This window comes from Candidatus Palauibacter scopulicola (assembly GCF_947581915.1).
GTDB classification, from domain to species: domain Bacteria; phylum Gemmatimonadota; class Gemmatimonadetes; order Palauibacterales; family Palauibacteraceae; genus Palauibacter; species Palauibacter scopulicola.
Map to the genome: position 1 here is coordinate 21,215 of NZ_CANPWG010000066.1, position 16,421 is coordinate 37,635.

The following is a 16,421-nucleotide window of genomic DNA, read 5'->3' on the forward strand; positions in this document are numbered from 1 at the left end:
GCTGGTGGTCGTGTTCTCAACGCGCTGAGAAAATACGCGCGCTCGTCACGCCTGCAACCAGCGCGCCTCGAAGTCGTCCACGACCTGCCTCAACAGCCGGTCGACGGGGGAGGCCGGCCGGGGCGTGAGGTAGCGGTCCGAAAAGCGGTTCAGCGCCACGCGGAGGGCCGTGAAGGCCTTCGCGGCGTCGCGATAGCAACCGTCGAGTTGCTGGCGGCGGGCGAAGGGGGCGTCGGCGGCCAGCGAGAAGCCGGTCTGGCCCATGGCCTCGTAGTAGCCGAGGTCGGGTCCCCCTCGGCGTCGCTCCCGCGTGCTGATCCAGTCCGGGAAGAGGCCCGACAGCCAGAGCGCGAAGTTCCCGAGATGCGCGCTGAGGAGAAAGCCGCGGCGGCCGTCGGATTCGGCGATCTCCGCCACGAGGTCGACGAGATAGCGGTACTCGCAGTCGTCGTATTCGGCGATCCGGTGGGCCCGCGCCTCCCTCGCGAAGTGAAGGAAGATCGAGGTCACGTAGTCGGCCATGAGGCGGGACTCGACGCCGCCCTCGAGCAGGCTGTGACGCAGCGACACGTAGGAGAAGAGCGCCAGCGGCAGGGCCGCGAGTCCCGGTTCCGCGGCGAGCGCGCCGGGGGCTTTCGGGTGGTCGAGCAGCGCATCGATTCCCCGCTCCGAGACCAGCGTCTCGAGGCGGGTCCGGTCCTCGCCCTCGCGCGCGAGCAGGTAGACGAGTCGGGCCGCGTCATCCCGTCCGAAGGAAGCTCTGACATCCGGAAGAATCATGCCGCTCCCCCTTCCCGTGGTCCCCGTCCCGCCGGCCCCGCCACCTCGTTCCATACCCCAACCTCGCCTGCTAGTTTTGAGTTCGAGAGTGGCAGTCCGCAACGGAGTCGACCCGAATGACGACGATCTGACATGCTGAGAAAACGATGGAGAGAGCCCGGATTCGTGTGGCTGGCGGCGCTTGCGGCCGTGTTGCCGGGGTGCGGCTCGGTGGACGCGGGGGTTCGCGACGCCGGCGCCGCGGCGAATGGCGGGCAGGCCGCCGAAACGGGAACGGGCGCCGTCGCCCAGGCGCTGGAACTGGTCCCGCTCCGGGTGGGCGGGATCGAGATCCGGGTGGAGATCGCCGACGACGCCGACGAGCGCCAGCAGGGACTGATGTACCGCGAGTCGCTCGAGGAGAACCAGGGGATGCTGTTCGTCTACCCCGAGCAGCGCACGCTGGGATTCTGGATGAAGAACACGCTCATCCCCCTCGACATCGCCTACATCGACCGCGAAGGCCGCATCGTCGACATCCAGCAGATGGAACCGCAAACCACGGAGACCCACGACTCGGCCGCGCCCGCCATGTACGCGCTGGAGATGAACCAGGGCTGGTTCGAGGCCAACGGGATCCGCGTCGGAGACCTCATTGAGTTCTAGCATGGACCACCGCATAGAGAAGGACTCCATGGGGGAGATGGCGATCCCCGCCGACCGGCTCTACGGAGCGCAGACGGAGCGGGCCCGCCAGAACTTCCCCATCTCCGACCTCCGCTTCGGGCGTCGCTTCATCGAGGCGCTCGGCGCGATCAAGCTGGCGGCTTCCCGCGTGAACCGGGAGCTGGGACTCCTCGAGCCCGACCTCGGCGACGCGATCGAGCGGGCGGCCGGCGAGGCCATGACCGGGGAACTCGATTCCCACTTCGTGCTGGACATCTTCCAGACCGGGTCGGGCACGTCGACGAACATGAACGCGAACGAGGTCATCGCGAACCGCGCCATCCAGCTCCTGGGCGGGGTCGTGGGTTCGCGGAGCCCCGTCCACCCCAACGATCACGTGAACCTGGGGCAGTCGTCGAACGACGTGATCCCCACCGCCACCCACGTCTCGGGACTGGTCGCGGTCGAGCGCGAGCTGCTGCCCGCGCTGGAGCGGCTGCGCGCGGCGCTCGCGGAGAAGGCGGAGGAGTTCGATCACATCGCCAAGGCGGGGCGCACGCACCTGCAGGACGCGACGCCCGTCCGCCTGGGGCAGGAGTTCGGGGGCTACGCCAGCCAGTTGGGGCACGGGATCCGGCGCGTCGAAGCCGTTCGCCCCGCGCTCGCGGAACTCGCCATCGGCGGGACGGCGGTGGGGACCGGCATCAACACGCCCGCCGACTTCGGCGCGCGGATGTCGGCCGCGCTGAGCGAGATCCTCGGGGTCGATTTCGTGGAGGCGTCGAACCACTTCGAGGCGCAGTCGGCGCGCGACGCGGTGGTCGAGGCGAGCGGGGCGCTGCGCACGGTCGCCGTGAGCCTGACCAAGATCGCGAACGATCTGCGCTGGCTGTCATCCGGTCCGCGCACGGGCCTGGGCGAGATCAACCTCCCCGCGGTGCAACCGGGCTCGTCGATCATGCCGGGCAAGGTGAACCCGGTGATGGCGGAGTCGGTGCTTCAGGTCTGCGCGCAGGTCATCGGCAACGACGCCGCGATCGTCGTGGGCGGGCAGTCGGGAAACCTCGAGCTCAACGTCATGATCCCGGTGATGGCCCACAACCTGCTTGAGAGCGTCCGGATCCTCTCCACGGCGAGCGTCGAGTTCGCCGAGCGCTGCGTCCGGGGGATCACGGCGAACGAGGAGCGCTGCCTGCGGAACGCGGAATCCACCGCGGCGCTCGCCACCGCGCTCGCCCCTGTCATCGGCTACGACAAGGCGGCCGAACTGGCCAAGCTCAGCCTCGCGGAAGACCGCACGCTGAAGGAACTCGTGCTGGAACAGGGGCTCGTCGCCCCGGCGGAACTCGACCGCATCCTCGATTTCCGCGCGATGACCGAGCCCGGCTGACCCGGCTAGCCGCTGCCCGGCTCGCCGTCAGGGGAGGGGACCAGCGCCTCCGGGAGCAGGCGGTCCACCGTGAGACTTGAGAGCCGGAACGCCTCCGCGCCGTCCGCGAGGCGGGCGACCCAGTCTCCGCGTTCCTCGTCCTCCAACAGGAGGATCGAGAGTTCGAGTTGCCGGCCCGTCACGTCCGCGGAGCCCTCGGAGAACACCTCGACCCATCCGTCCGGGAGCGTGAAGTCGGCGGCCGCCTCTTCCTCCGCCGTGGGGAAGCCGGAAGCGGAGACGGAGGGCAGGACGGAGAGGAGCCGCTGCACGAGCGCCGAATCCGCCGGCGCGTCCCCCGCGAGCCATCCCTCGTCGCTCCGGCGCAGCACGGCCTCCCGGTCCCCGCGACGCATGAGGACTTCGCGTACGGCGGCGGTGTCCACCGAGGCGATCAGGCGCGGGCGCCAGCCGTCGCGCTCGCGGTTCAGGTAGCCTCCGGCCGGACCGTCCAGCCGATAGACGACATCGTCGGCGGGAAGGCGCACGAAGTAGCCCCCGGAGCGCGTGTCGCGGTCGCCGAGATGGAACCGCCGCACCTCGCCGCCGGCCGTCCGCACTTCAATGCGCCGGCCCCCCTCCGCGACGCCCAGGCCGGCGTGATTCGAGGGGTTGCGCGCGACGAGTTCCGAGGAGGAGAGCTGCCCGATCACGTCCAGCAGGTCGCGGATCTTGGGTTCGTCCGCCACGTAGCCGTCCACCGTCCACCCCGCGTCCGTCCGCGCGAGACGCACCGTCCCGGCGCCGTCCGCGAGGACGATGTCCACGCCCGCGATGGAGTCCGTCACCGCGAAGGAGAAGCCGTCCCCGACATCCAGCGTCCCCTCCTCGCCGCTGCCCCTGAACAGCCGGGGCAGGGTGAGAAGCACCGCCACGCCGAGCACGATCGCGATGACCTTCAACTGCTTCGCGTTCACAGGAGCGCTCCCCCTTCGGTGAAGGAACGCTGCTGCACCTGCCGCCGCCGTGCGAGCCGCAGCACGCCGATGAGGACGAAGAGCAGCGGGACGCCGGCCAGGTTCCCGTACCGCGTCAGGTCCGGAAGCCACTCGTTGGGGAAGAGGAGGAGCGGCGGCGCGCGGTCCTTGGACCGGATCGAGATCAGCGCCTCGTCCTGCGCGAGCCAGTCGACCGCGTTCTGGAAGAAGACCATCCCGGCCAGCCCGGCCATCGACTGCGAGAGCGTCTCGTCGTGGATGAACGACGAGGAGCCCGCGAGGACGATGCGGCCGCCGCCCGGTTGGGTGTATGCGACCGCCAGCGTCTCCATCGCCACGTCTTCCTCGGAGACCCGCCCATCCGGCGCGATGACCGCGTCCCAGTCCTGCATCGCGTCGATCGAGAGCGGAGTCGCCAATCGTCCGCCTCCGTCCGAGGTCGTGAGCAGCGGGGTGACCAGAGTGCTGTCCTCCACCTCGACGAGGAGCGGGCTTCCGAACCGGATCGGCACGTTCGCCACGCCGTCCACGATCACGTGCCCGGAGGCCGGCTGGGCGAGCATCCAGAGCGGATACGGCATGACGACGGCTCCGAGGTTGGACGGGACCTGCACCCGTTCGTGGAGCAAATAGTCGAAGGCCATCGACGGGACGATGCCGAGTCCGCGCGCCTGCAGCAGCGAATCGAGCGCCGGATCGAAGGTGGGGCCCGCGAAGCGCGCCTGCATGTCCGCCGTCACGCCGGACTTCAGGACGAAGAGGCTCCCGCCGCCGTCGACGAAACGGCTCAGGATCTCGCCCGCCGCGGGCTCCAGTGGCATCTGGCCGCCGGCGATCACGATGACGTCGATCGAGTCCGGCACCGCCACGGTCATCGAGTCGACGCGGAACTCCATCAGGTCGTACTCCAGGGCGAGGCGGCCGCGCGCGAGCCGCAGCCCCGCGTCCAGGCTCAGTTCGCCGTGCCCGCTCAGGATTCCGATGGTGGGGCGTTCCGGCCGCGTGAGGGCGCGGATCATCGTGGCGAGACGGTACTCGAGATCCGCCGTCTGCCGGATGAACGGGATCGTCTGGCTCTCGCCGGCGTACTGGACCGCGAGCGCGAAGTAGCGCTCCTGGTACGACACCTCGTCGTCGTCGAGGACCTGGAAGGGCACGGGCCGGATGCCGAGCAGTCCCGCCTCCTGCTCGGCAGCGGGATCCTCGTCGGGATCGAGGCGCACGAGGTTCACGTTGGCGCCGCCGGTCGCGTCGAGATCCCGGAGGAGGTCGTCCACGTCCCGGCCGATGGCCGCGAGTTGCGCCGGCAGTTCGGCGGACTGGAAGAGCTTGAGCGTGACGAGGTCGTCCACGCCGCGCAGCAGGTCGGCCGTCGGCGGGGACAGCGTGTAGACCTTTCCGGGCGTGAGGTCGAGCCGGCCGCGCACCTGCCCGCCCGCCAGCGCGGCGAAGACCGCGATCCCCACCAGGCCGAGCACGCCCACCCGCAGCCGCCCGTACGCCGGCCGCGCGCGGCTGAGGCGTTCGCGCATGACGGAGAAGTACGTGAGCGAGAGGAACGCCGTCCCGAGGGCCGCGAAGTACAGGATGTCCCGCAGGTCGATCACGCCGCGCGCCACGTTCGAGAAGTGCCCGAGCACGCCAAGTCGCGCCGCCACCGCCGCGAGCGGGCCGGGGAGGGAGAGGGTGACCGTGGGGAGCCCGATGAGGTAGAGGGCGAAGCTGACCGTGACCCCGATGATGAACGCGGTCACCTGGTTCCTCGTGAGCGAGGACGCCCACAGGCCGACCGCGATGAGGGCCGAGATGAGGAACATCGACCCCAGGTACTGCGAGAAGACGACGCCCCACTGGAGGTCGGCGCCGAGTGCGAGGCCGAGCGGGATGCCGAGCGTCCCCGCCATCGCGACCAGCAGGAAGAAGAGGACGCCGAGGAACTTGCCGAGCAGGAACTCCACGACCTGGATCGGCTGCGAGAGCACGAGTTCGAGCGTCCCCGCGTTCCGCTCCTCCGCGAACGACCGCATGCAGACGGCCGGGATGAAGAAGAGCAGGAGCCACGGGAGGAGAGAGAGCATCGGCCGCAGCGACGCCTCGCCCAGGAGGTAGGCCTCCTGGAAGTAGAAGTAGAAGTTGATCCCGAGGAAGATGACGAGGAGGATGTAGGCGGTCGCGTGGTCGAAGTACCCCGCGAACTCCCGCTTCGCGACGGTGAGGACGCGGCCGATCATCCCTCCACCTCCTCGCCGGCTTCCGGCGCCTCGTCGCCCGTCGCGTCAGGGGTCTCGCCGCTGGCTTCGTCGGCCGTCTCGTCGCCCGTCTCGCCGGGCGGTCCCGCGCTCTCGGCGGTGAGCCGGTGGAAGAGATCCTCCAGGCTCGCCTGGGCGAGGTGCAGTTCCCACAGCGGCCACCCCCGCGCCGCGGCGAGTCGCGAAAGGTCCGGCCGCGGGTCCTGGCCGGGGGCGCCCTCCACCGCGAACCGGGCCCGCCCGCCGGCATCCGCCTCGACGGCGTCGGCACGCGCGACGGAGGGAAGATCCCCAATGGCCTCCGCTACGGCGTCCGCGGGCGCGTCAAGTTCGACCATCACGCGGGCGCCGCCATGTCCGGCGACGAGCGCATCGACGGAGCCATCCGCGACGATGCGGCCCTCGTTGATGATGACGACGCGCGAACACGTCTTCCGCACCTCCTGCATCACGTGGGTGCTCAGGAGGACGGTGCGGTCGGTCCCTACGTCGCGGATGAGGCTGCGGATCTCGACGCGCTGGTTCGGGTCGAGCCCTTCGGTCGGCTCGTCGAGGATGAGGATCTCCGGCTGCGAGAGGATGGCCTGCGCGAGGCCCACGCGCTGCCGGTATCCCTTCGAGAGCTGGTTGATCGGACGGTAGTAGACGGCTTCGATGCCGGTCTGCGCGACGACATCGTCCGTCCGCGCCCGGATCTCCTCGGTGCCCATCCCGCGCAGCCGGCCCATGAACGTGATGTACTCGCCGGCGAGCATGTCCCGGTACAGGGGGTTCGTCTCGGGCAGATAGCCGATGCGGCGCCGCAGTTCGACCGGGTGATCCTCGATGGACAGGCCATCGATGGAGATCGTGCCCCCATCGGGTTCGAGATACTGCGTGAGCAGCCGCATCGTCGTCGTCTTGCCCGCGCCGTTCGGCCCGAGGAAGCCCACGACCTCGCCGCGGTCGATCGAGAACGTCGCGGAATCGACCGCAACGGTCTCGCCGAACCTCTTCACGACATCGGTCAGCGCTACGAGTGACATGCGAGTGACATCGGATCCGGTTTTGGAGGTCTGCGACGGGGCGCAAAAGGTAGATCGGGCGCGGTGCGAGTCAAGCACCGACCGGGCATTGGACATCCCGCGGCCGTCCTCCACGGGCGGGGATCGCAGACAGACGGGCGGCGTGCCTGTAGCTTCGTTCGCATGAGCGTGTTCCTCGATGCGGGCCGCCGGGTCCTCGGACTCTGTCTGGTCGTGCTTGTCACCGCCCCTGTGTTTCTCATCCTCGATCCCACCGGGTCCACCACGCCGCTCGATGTATCCATGCGCCGCGCGGGGTGGGATTACTGGTCGCACACGTGGGGCGCGTCGACCGGTGTCTGGACTCTCCTCGTGCTTGGAGCCGCCATCCTTGCCGGGTTGCTCGCCAAGGGGAGGGTGTCCCGCGCCCTGTCCCGGACGGGTCGGGCCATCGCACGTCCGCCAACGTGGTCCGTGGCCGCGTTGATGGGGCTTTTGGGCGCCGCGCTCACCGCCGCGGTGGCGGTGCTGGTCTTCGATGGACGCGCGCTCTTCAACGACGCGAGCGTGCAACTCGTGCAGGCCCGCTATTTTGCGGGCGGGAAGCTCTCCGGGCCGCCCCTCGCGTTGCCCGAGTTCTGGACGATTCAGTTCATGGTGCCAACGGCAGCCGGGTGGGTGTCCCAGTATCCGCCGGCCCACGCCCTGTGGCTTGCGGCCGGCTTCAAGCTGGGAGGTCCGTGGATCGCGGTGGCGGCGACCATGGGAATGCTCGGCGTCTTCTCCGTTCCGTCGTTCGAGCGCCTGCTGCCCGGTCGGATCGCGGCCGCCCGCCTCGGCGCCCTGCTCGCCGTCACGAGCCCCATGCTGCTGGCCCTCGCCGGGACCTACATGAACCACGCGACGGTCGCGGCCTTCGCCGCGCTCGCCCTCTGGCTGTCGCTTCGGGCCGAGACGGGCCGGGCCGTGTGGGCGCTGGCGGCGGGCGGCGCGATGGGCGTCATGGTCACGACGCGCCCCATCTCCGGCCTGCTCATCGGCGCCGCCGTGACGGCCGGCGTGTGGCTCACCGCGCCGCGCCGGGAACCGGGCCTGCACCGGCCGTGGCTTCTGCGCCGCTTCGCCTGGTGGGCGTTGGGCGGCCTCCCGTTCGCGGTCGGCTTCGGCTGGTTCAACGCCCGCTTCTTCGGCAGCCCGCTCACCCTCGGCTACACGGCCGCCGCCGGCCCCAGCCACGGCCTCGGCTTCCACATCGACCCCTGGGGCCGCGTCTACGGATTCACGCAGGCGCTCGGCTACACATCGACCGAGCTCATTGCGCTCGGGCGCGAGCTTTTCGGTACCGTGCTGCCGGTTGCCGCGCTGATCGGACTCTACCTTCTACTCGCGCGCCGCCTGGAGCGCGGCGAGCGCATCCTCGCCGCGTGGGCGTTGCTACCCGTTTTGGCGAGCGCGCTGTACTGGCACCACGACCTCATGGTCGGCCCCCGCATGCTCGGCGAAGCCGTCCCCGCCTGGTGCGCGCTCCTCGTGCTGGCGACGATCGGCGTCGCGCGCGCCGCGCGTCGCGACTGGCTTTCGGACGCGGTTGCCGTACTCGTCGTCATCGCCATCGGCTATGGTCTCGCAGCGGGAGGGCAGGGGCGCGTCGTGCGCTTGACGGGCCGTCTCGCGCCCGTTCCCGAGGTCCCGGAGCCCGGCCCGTCGCTCGTGTTCGTGCACGAATCGTGGCAGGACCGGATCGGGGCCCGGCTCGCCGCCCGGCCGATGCGCCTCGACAGCGTGCGCGCGCTCATCAACCAGTTCGATCCGTGCCGCCTTGAGGGCGCCCTCGTGGGCGCGCAGCGGCCGGAAGAGGTCGCGGATCGTTGCCAGCGGGAGATCGGCTCGGATCGGCTCGGCCGTCTCGGCCTCACCGACTACCTGTGGCGTGGCGACCTGCCCGGGCTCGGCGACTCGGGCGTGCTATGGGCCCGGGATCTCGGTCCCGAAGCGAACGCGCACCTCATCGAGGCCTACCCCGATCGAACGCCGCTCCTCGCCATGCCCGACCCTCAGCGCAGGGGCGACGGCCTCGTGGTCCCCTACCAGATGGGCGTGAATGCACTCTGGGGCCCCACCCCGCCGTAGCGGCCCGCGACACAGCTCCGCCGTGTTCGGAAGGGGCCTCGATTGGGACGGGGGACCTTGCTCAGGCGTGCGATTCCGGCGCCGTCGGAACGACGAGTTCGAGGTCCGTGTGGCGGGCGATCGTGTCGAAGTCGCGATTCCGGGCCAGCAGCGGGCGCTGCGCATCCAGGGCCGCGGCGGCGACCATGCAGTCTACCGAGGACCGAATCGTACGTCCCGCCCGCTGACACGCGCGGTAGATCCGCGCCGCGCTCTGGAACTGGCCCAGCGAGTGCGGGACCAGGATCTCGAAGCGGCCGAGCAGCTTCAACAGATCCCGCTCCTCGGTTTCATTGCGACAGCCCGAAAGGAGTTCCATGACCGCGGGAGCGGGCGTGGCGATCGCGCTCCCGGTCCGTACGGCGTGTCTCAAAGCAAGGTGGACGGGGCTTTCCGTGCAGCGCAGGTACTCGATCCACGCGGACGTGTCGACGATCACAGGGGCTCGATTGTGTTGCCGTCTCGCATCTCATCCAGGTCGCCCGCCCAGCCCACACCCTGCATGGCGAGTGCCTCCTCCTTCGTCATCGGGACGAAGGACTGGCGGAACACCGCTTCCTTCACGGCCGCCGACCAATTGGTTCGACCGTACCGCTTGCGCACCGCCTCCAGGTGGTGCTCCGGCAACCTCACTTCCAGATCGACGAACCGCAGGCCGGCGGACTCGGCGGCGCCGTATCGCGGCTCCGCCTCGCGCACGGCGAAGACGGCGCCACCCCTCAACTCGCGTTCCCGCGCCTCCCGCAGCGCCCGCCGCACCCACGCGGACACCGTGACGCGGTTGCGCCGCGCCGCATCGCGGATCTCATCCAGCTCCGCCTCCGGCATCACCACCTGCAGTCGTTTACTCATATCGTGAGTATGATATACTCATCGGGTGTCATCTCGCAACGGTCGCCGGGGGTTCGACCCCCTTCGCGGGGCGGAAGTCAGTCCTCGGAGAAGGCGGCGTCGAAGGCGGTGGCGGAGGGGGGGAAGGTGAGGGCCCGGAGCCGTTCGCAGGCTTCGCGGGCGCCGTGTTCGCGGTCCATGCCGCTGTCCTCCCACTCGATCGAGAGGGGGCCGTCGTAGCCGATCCGGTCGAGGGCGCGCAGTACCTCCTCGAAGTCCACGCGCCCGCGCCCGATGGAGCGGAAGTCCCAGCCGCGGTCGGCGTGCCCGAAGTCGAGGTGGCCGCCGAAGACGCCGGAGCGGCGCGGGGTGTCGGACCACCACACGTCCTTCATGTGGGCGTGGTGGATGCGGTCGCCGAACTCGAGGATGAAGCCGACGTAGTCGACGCCCTGGTAGGCGAGGTGGCTGGGGTCGTAGTTGAAGCCGAACGCGGCGTGCCCGGCCACGGCCTCCACGGCCCGCGCCGCGCTGGCGGCGTCGAAGGCGATCTCCGTGGGATGCACTTCGAGGGCGAACTTCACGCCGGCCGCGTCGAAGGCGTCGAGGATCGGGTTCCAGCGGTCGGCGAAGTCGGCGAACCCGGCCTCGACGAAGCGCGGCGGGTGCGGGGGGAAGGCGTAGGCGGCGGCCCAGATCGAGCTGCCGGTGAAGCCGTTCACGACCGGGACGCCGAGCGCAGCCGCCGCGGCCGCCGACCGGCTCATTTCCGCCGCGGCCCGCCGCCGCACGGCCTCGGGGTCGCCGTCGCCCCACACGCGCTCCGGCAGAATGAGCTGGTGGCGGGCGTCGATCGGATCGCACACGGCCTGGCCAACGAGATGGTTGGAGATCGCGTGCACCTCGAGGCCGTGGGCCGCCAGCAGGTCCCGCTGCCCGGCCGCGTAGCCCTCCTCCTCCGTCGCGCGCACGACGTCGAAGTGGTCGCCCCAGCAGGCAAGCTCGAGCCCGTCGTAGCCCCACGCGGCTGCCTTCGCGGCGAGCGTCGCCAGCGGCATGTCCGCCCACTGGCCGGTAAACAGCGTGATCGGTCGTACACTCATCGCGTCGGCTCCCCCGGCTCTCCCGACTCCCCGGGCTTCCCCGGCCCTCCCGGCGGTTCGTAGCGCGCGTCCACCCACGCGCCGCGGCGTCCGCTCTCCACCGCCCGTTCGAGGAAGTGAACCCCGCGGGCCCCGTCCCACACGGTGGGGAAGTCGAGGTCCGCAGCGTCCGGCGTCCGCCCCTCATCGAGCGCTCCGATGGTCGAGATCACGTTCCGGTACAGGTTCCCGAACCCCTCGATGAACCCCTCGGGATGCCCCGGCGGGACCCGCGACGCCCGGGCGGCCTCGGGCGAGATCCAGCCGTGTCCCCGGCGCCGCGCCCGCGCCTGCCCGTCCGGCGTCCGGTGCCACAGCGTCTCCGCGTCGTCGTGCCGCCAGGCGATCGAGCCCTCGCTCCCGAACACGCGGATCGCGAGCCCGTTCTCCTCGCCCGCCGCCACCTGCGACACCGTGAGCGTTCCCCGCACCCCACCGCTCCAGCGCAGGAGCAGGCTCGCGTCGTCCTCCAGGCGCCGCCCCGGCACGAACGTCGTGAGCTCGCCGCACAGCGCCTCGACCTCCAGCCCGGTCACGTAGCGGGCCAGGTGGTGCGCGTGCGTCCCGATGTCCCCGAGCGCGCCCGCCACGCCCGCCCGCGCCGGATCCGTGCGCCACACCGCCTGCGGGTGCCCCGTCTCCTCCAGCGGCGTCGCCAGCCACCCCTGGAAGTATTCGAGTTGAACGCGGCGGATCTCCCCCAGCGTTCCGCCGCGCACCAGGTGGCGCGCATCCTTGATCATCGGATAGCCGCCGTAGTTGTGCGTGAGGGCGAAGACGCGGTCCCCGCCCGCCACGAGCCGGCACAGGGCCTCCGCGTCCCCCAACTCGGTCGTCAACGGCTTGTCGCACACCACGTGGAAGCCCGCGTCGAGAAAGGTCCGCGCCACGTCGAAGTGGAGATGGTTCGGCGTGACCACGATGACGAAGTCCAGCCGGTCCTCTCCGGCGCGCGCCGCCTCGGCCTCCGCCATCTCCGCGTAGCCGCCGTACACGCGCTCCGGGTCCAGTCCGATCTCGGCCCCCTTGGCCGCCGACCGCTCCGCGTCCGACGAGAAGGCGCCGGCCGCGACCCGCGCGAGACCGTCGAGTTCCGCGGCCATCCGGTGTACGTCTCCGATGAAGGCGCCGGGTCCGCCCCCCACCATCCCGTAGCTGAGCCGTCGCCTCATCCGTGCCTCATCCGTGCCTCATCCGTCGCCCGACTCCGTCCCGATCCGAACCGCCCGGTACCCGCCGGCCCGACGGTCGCGCGCATGGAGGAAGCCGAAGATGAGAATGAGCGCCCCCGTGAACGGAAGGATGTACCGGAACGAGACCCGTCCCCCGTAGTTGTCCGCCGGCCCGAGGATGGCGTTGGCCCGCTCCGCCAGCGCCTCATCCCCCCCGGAGTTGATGATCGCCCGCAGCGCGTTCGCCGTGACCGACTCCGGCAGCGCGCCGTCCGGCCCCACCCCGGCGAGCGCCTCGCCCGCCGCTTCGCCCGCCGCCGCCAGATCCGGGGCGGTGCTCTCGTCGGCCCCGGCGAAGGCCGCCGCCGCATCGGCGAAGAGCGCCTGCGTCTCGACCGCCGGGAGCCGCTCGTGCCCCACTTCGTCGGCGATCCTTCCCATCCACGGCGTCGTCCACAGCCCGACGACCGCCATGCCCGTCGCCCCCATCATCCCCAGCCCCAGCGCGCCGGAACGCGGCACGCGCTCCGACACGAAGCCGAGCATCGTCGGCCAGAAGTAGCACACGCCGACCGCGAACACGGTGGCCGAGGCGAACGCCATCACGGTCGTCTCCGCGTAGCTCAGCCACAGCAGCCCCACGACGGAGATCGCCGCGCTCGCCGACAGCACGCCGGTCGGCGAGAGCCGCTCCACCGCGAACCCGGCCCGGTACCGCAGGATCGCCATCAAGCCGTTGATCCAGGCCAGCACGAGGATCCCCGGAATCCCGCCCGCCTCCAGCACCGCCGGCACCCAGCGGTTCGGCCCCAGCTCCGTCGAGGCCGTGATCGCCATGCAGAAGAGCATCAGGATCATCAACGGCGTCATGAACGTGGCCTTGAACATCGCCCCCATGCCGACGCCGGCGCGCACGCCTTCGGTCGGCGGGAACTCCTCCCGCCACATCAGGTGGCCGTAGATGAGGGTGGGGATGAGGATGAGGCCGATCTTCAACTGCCACGCGGTGAGCCCTGCCCAGTCCAGGCCGAAGGCGAGCACGGAGCCGATCACGATCCCGCCCGGGAACCAGACGTGGAACTGGTTCAGCTTGACCGTCTTTTGTTCCGGATAGAGCGCCGCCACCAACGGGTTGCAGGCGGCCTCGACGAGCCCGTTCCCCAGCGCCAGCGTCAGCGCCCCGGCGAACGCCTGCCAGAAGCCGCCGGCCGTGATGAGCACGGCCGCCCCCACCAGGTGACACGCGAAGGCGAGCCGCAGAAGGAACCGCATCCCCAGCGTGTCGCAGAACGGCGCGAACACCAGTTGCGACACGGCGAAGCCCCAGATCCCGGCGCCCGCGATCCAGCCGATGTCGGAGTTCGTGAGCGTGAATTCGCCCTTCAGCGTGAGCATCACCGCGCTGACCACCGCGAAGGTGACGGAGGTCGCGATGAGCGACACGCAACTGGCCAGGAAGAGCCGCTGCGGGCGGACGGAGGACGAGGTCGTATCCACGGAACACTCCTCGGATGGGGTCGGCGGGCACGCTAGCCCCGCCTCGTTCGACTCCGCAACGGCGGCGGCGAGCCCCGCGACCCTACCGGCCGGCGAACGCTTCGGTCTATTCTTCCCGGGCAGTCCATGGCAGGGCTCCTGCCGCGGGCTGCCAGGTCCGAAAGCCCAGGAGGATCCCGTGAAACGCCGCTCGATTCGTCGCCCGTCGCCCGCCGCGCTGGCCGTCCTCGCGCTCGCCCTCGCCGTCCTCGCGCCTGCCGCGCTCCCGCCGGCCGCCGCCGCCCAGTCCCGGCCCTACCAGCCGGAATCCGTGAGCGCGAGCGAGTACGCGCGCGCCGAGCAGTTCCTGCCCTGGCACGCGGAGAAGCTCACGTCGGGCGTCACGGTGAACCCCCGCTGGGTCGACGCGAACCGGTTCTGGTATCGCAACCAGGTCTTCGGCGGCCACGAGTTCATCATGATCGACGCCGCGGCCCGCACCCGCCGGCCCGTCTTCGACCACGACCGGCTCGCCGCCGCCCTCTCCGAGGCTTCCGACGCGAGCCACGAGGCGACGGATCTTCCCTTCGAGGAGTTCGAGTTCAACGCGTCCGGCGGGATCCGCTTCTGGACGGACACCCACGAGCGCTGGGACTGCGACATCGGCGCCTACCGCTGCACCGGTCCGGACTCGGTCGCGCGGGCGACGCATGAAATCGATTCGCCCGATGGCGCGCTCGCCGTCTTCTCGCGCGACGAGAATCTGTGGGTCCGCGACACCGGTTCCGACGAGGAGCGCCAACTCTCGACGGACGGCGAGCCGCACTGGGGCTACGGCGTCGCGCCGGAGGGCTGCTGCCAGGAGATCTCGAACCGCCGCCGCGAGTTCAAGCCTCCCCCGGTCGCCGAGTGGTCCCCCGACGGCCGCCGGATCGTGACCCACCGCTACGACGAGCGCGACGTCGAGGACCTTCACCTGCTCGAGGCCGCCACCGGGCGCCCGATCCTCCACAGCTACCGCTACGCGCTCCCCGGCGATTCCATCGTCCCCACCTGGCAACTCCACATCTTTGACGCGGAGACCGGCGCCCAGGTGCGGGCCGACTACGACCCCGTGGTCGGCTACTTCGGCGGCGCGGACACGACCTGGCACGCCGCCCAGTGGACCCCGGACGGCGCCCGCGTCCATTTCTCGCACCATTCGCGCGACTTCAGGAACCAGACGCTCGTCGAGGTCGACGCGGCGACGGGCGCGTCCCGCAAGGTCATCGTCGAGAGCGGCGACACCTGGGTGGAGCTGAACCAGCTCCGCACCCCCTACAACTGGCGCGTGCTCGACAACGGGAGCGAGTTCATCTGGTTCTCCGAGCGCGAGGGCTGGGGCCACCTCTACCTGCACGACCTCGCCTCCGGCGAGATGAAGAACCGGATCACGCAGGGGTCCTGGCTCGTCGTCCAGATGCTCGCCGTCGATGAGGCGGCGCGGCAGGTCTACTTCACCGGCGTGGGCCGCGAGTCCGGGCGCGATCCGTACCGGCACCACCTCTATCGGGCGTCGCTCGACGGCGGCGGGGTCACGCTCCTCTCGCCGGAGGACGCGCACCACGCGGTCTCCGCCTCCCCCGACGGCCGCTACTTCGTGGACACGTACTCCACCCGCTCGACCGCCCCGGTCACGGTCCTCAGGGACAACGCCGGACGATCCGTGATGACGGTCGAGCAGGGCGATATCTCCCCGCTCCTCGAGGCCGGATGGGAGCCCCCGGTGCGCTTCTCCGCCAAGGCGCGCGACGGGGTGACCGATGTGTACGGCTATCTCTGGCTCCCCCCGAACATGGAGGAGGGGGCCGTCTATCCCGTCATCGACTACGTCTACCCCGGCCCCCAGATCGGCCCCATCCGCACGCCCGGCTTCACCTCCGGGCCGCGGGGTCAGGGCCACGCGCTCGCCCAGCTCGGGTTCATCACCTTCGCGGTCGACGCCATGGGCACGCCGTACCGCTCGAAGGCGTTCCACGAGAGCTACTACGGCGACATGCGGGACAACGGGATCCCGGATCACGTCTCGGCGCTCAAGGCGCTCGCCCTCCGCTATCCCATCGACATCGAGCGGGTGGGGATCTTCGGCCACTCCGGCGGCGGCTTCTCCTCGACCGACGCCATCCTGACCTTCCCGGACTTCTTCAAGGTCGCGGTGTCGGGGGCGGGGAACCACGACCAGCGGGGCTATCACTTCCCGTGGGGGGAGAAATACCACGGGCTGCTCGAACGGAACCCGGACGGGACGGACAGTTTCGACTCGCAGGCGAACCAGAACATCGCCTCGAACCTCAAGGGGAAGCTGCTGCTCCATTACGGGTCGCTGGACGACAACGTGCACCCGAACATGACGCTGCTCGTGGCCGACGCCCTCATCGAGGCGAACAAGACGTTCGACATGCTCGTGTTCCCGAACCGGAACCACGGTTACGCGCGCGAGCCGTACCTCATCCGGCGCACCTGGGACTACTTCATCGAACACCTCATGGGCGCCCAGCCGCCGGTCGACTACCGGATCGTCCAGCCGTAGGCGACGCGCGCCAGGCT

At 70.5% G+C, this 16,421-nt stretch carries 12 protein-coding genes and 1 pseudogene; 4 read left to right on the forward strand and 9 right to left on the reverse strand.

What is annotated here, in order from left to right; genetic code table 11:
- Positions 1–45 precede the first annotated feature (45 nt).
- Positions 46–780: a hypothetical protein gene (locus RN743_RS13880; protein ID WP_310780707.1), complete on the reverse strand. Its 735-nt coding sequence runs from the start codon at positions 778–780 to the stop codon at positions 46–48.
- Positions 781–912: 132 nt separating this feature from the next.
- On the opposite strand from RN743_RS13880, the gene RN743_RS13885 reads away from it, so the two are divergent.
- The gene (locus tag RN743_RS13885; protein ID WP_310780708.1) at positions 913–1,425 is read left to right on the forward strand and encodes a DUF192 domain-containing protein; all 513 of its coding nucleotides are present in this window, start codon (positions 913–915) and stop codon (positions 1,423–1,425) included.
- A 1-nt stretch (position 1,426) separates the two neighbouring features.
- Positions 1,427–2,815, forward strand: coding sequence for a class II fumarate hydratase (locus RN743_RS13890; RefSeq protein WP_343219042.1), 1,389 nt, complete (start codon positions 1,427–1,429; stop codon positions 2,813–2,815).
- Between the two features lie 5 nt (positions 2,816–2,820).
- Here RN743_RS13890 and RN743_RS13895 read toward each other — a convergent pair whose 3' ends face one another.
- Genes RN743_RS13895 through RN743_RS13905 form a run of 3 tightly spaced genes read right to left on the reverse strand, consistent with a single transcriptional unit; the run spans position 2,821 to position 7,066 of the window.
- Positions 2,821–3,771 carry a DUF4340 domain-containing protein gene (locus tag RN743_RS13895; protein WP_310780711.1) on the reverse strand — a complete coding sequence of 317 codons (951 nt, stop codon included), beginning with the start codon at positions 3,769–3,771 and terminating at the stop codon, positions 2,821–2,823.
- Positions 3,768–6,023, reverse strand: a complete 2,256-nt coding sequence (locus RN743_RS13900; protein ID WP_310780713.1) for a Gldg family protein — start codon at positions 6,021–6,023, stop codon at positions 3,768–3,770. The genes RN743_RS13895 and RN743_RS13900 overlap by 4 nt, the downstream gene beginning before the upstream one ends.
- Positions 6,020–7,066 (reverse strand): ATP-binding cassette domain-containing protein, encoded by a 1,047-nt coding sequence (locus RN743_RS13905; RefSeq protein ID WP_310780715.1) that lies wholly within the window; start codon positions 7,064–7,066, stop codon positions 6,020–6,022. The genes RN743_RS13900 and RN743_RS13905 overlap by 4 nt, the downstream gene beginning before the upstream one ends.
- A gap of 162 nt (positions 7,067–7,228) precedes the next feature.
- Here RN743_RS13905 and RN743_RS13910 point away from each other — a divergent pair, with 162 nt between their 5' ends.
- Positions 7,229–9,175, forward strand: coding sequence for a hypothetical protein (locus RN743_RS13910; RefSeq protein WP_310780716.1), 1,947 nt, complete (start codon positions 7,229–7,231; stop codon positions 9,173–9,175).
- A 61-nt stretch (positions 9,176–9,236) separates the two neighbouring features.
- On the opposite strand, the gene RN743_RS13915 is transcribed toward RN743_RS13910, so the two are convergent.
- The 5 genes and pseudogenes from RN743_RS13915 to RN743_RS13935 all read right to left on the reverse strand — a co-directional run bounded on the left by RN743_RS13915 (position 9,237) and on the right by RN743_RS13935 (position 13,856).
- Positions 9,237–9,653: a PIN domain nuclease gene (locus RN743_RS13915; RefSeq protein WP_310780717.1), complete on the reverse strand. Its 417-nt coding sequence runs from the start codon at positions 9,651–9,653 to the stop codon at positions 9,237–9,239.
- 275 nt (positions 9,654–9,928) lie between these two features.
- Positions 9,929–10,066: pseudogene (locus RN743_RS16050) on the reverse strand (antitoxin); the annotation flags it as partial.
- 77 nt (positions 10,067–10,143) lie between these two features.
- Entirely contained in the window at positions 10,144–11,148 is a 1,005-nt protein-coding gene (locus tag RN743_RS13925) for a sugar phosphate isomerase/epimerase (protein WP_310780719.1), read from the reverse strand.
- On the reverse strand, positions 11,145–12,359 hold the full coding sequence (locus RN743_RS13930) for a Gfo/Idh/MocA family oxidoreductase (RefSeq protein ID WP_310780720.1): 1,215 nt from the start codon (positions 12,357–12,359) through the stop codon (positions 11,145–11,147). Before RN743_RS13930 ends, RN743_RS13925 begins: the two co-directional genes overlap by 4 nt.
- An 18-nt stretch (positions 12,360–12,377) precedes the next feature.
- Positions 12,378–13,856 (reverse strand): MFS transporter, encoded by a 1,479-nt coding sequence (locus RN743_RS13935; protein ID WP_310780722.1) that lies wholly within the window; start codon positions 13,854–13,856, stop codon positions 12,378–12,380.
- Between the two features lie 178 nt (positions 13,857–14,034).
- Between RN743_RS13935 and RN743_RS13940 the strand changes: the two genes are divergently transcribed.
- Positions 14,035–16,404, forward strand: coding sequence for a DPP IV N-terminal domain-containing protein (locus RN743_RS13940; protein WP_310780723.1), 2,370 nt, complete (start codon positions 14,035–14,037; stop codon positions 16,402–16,404).
- The last annotated feature ends 17 nt before the right edge of the window (positions 16,405–16,421 follow it).